1 protein-coding gene is annotated in these 364 nt (G+C 63.7%); it reads left to right on the forward strand.

Annotated features, from left to right (window positions below):
* On the forward strand, positions 1 to 364 hold a 364-nt coding region (locus tag U5771_RS35410), incomplete at both ends, for a hypothetical protein (protein ID WP_322028215.1).

A 364-nucleotide genomic window follows, 5' to 3' on the forward strand; every position in this document is an offset into this window, starting at 1 on the left:
TGACGAGATCGAGCTGGTTGCCGACGACAGACCCGTCGACGTGGAAGTCGACAGCGAAGCGACCGAGCTATCGGTCGAGCTCAGGCCAGTCGACAGCGAGCTGATGCCCGTCGAGGTCGAGGTGGACAGCGAACTGATCGAGCTGGTTGCCGACGACAGGCCGGTCGACGTCGAAGTCGACAGCGAAGCCACCGTGCTATCGGTCGAGCTCAGGCCGGTCGACAACGAGCTGATACCGGTCGAAGTCGACGTGGACAGCGAGCTGATCGAGCTGTTGGCCGAGGACAGACCGGTCGACGTGGAGGTCGACAGCGAAGCGACCGAGCTATCGGTCGAGCTCAGGCCGGTCGACAGCGAGCTGATG

The sequence above is a fragment of the Burkholderia sp. BCC1977 genome (genome assembly GCF_905339595.1).
Taxonomy (GTDB): domain Bacteria; phylum Pseudomonadota; class Gammaproteobacteria; order Burkholderiales; family Burkholderiaceae; genus Burkholderia.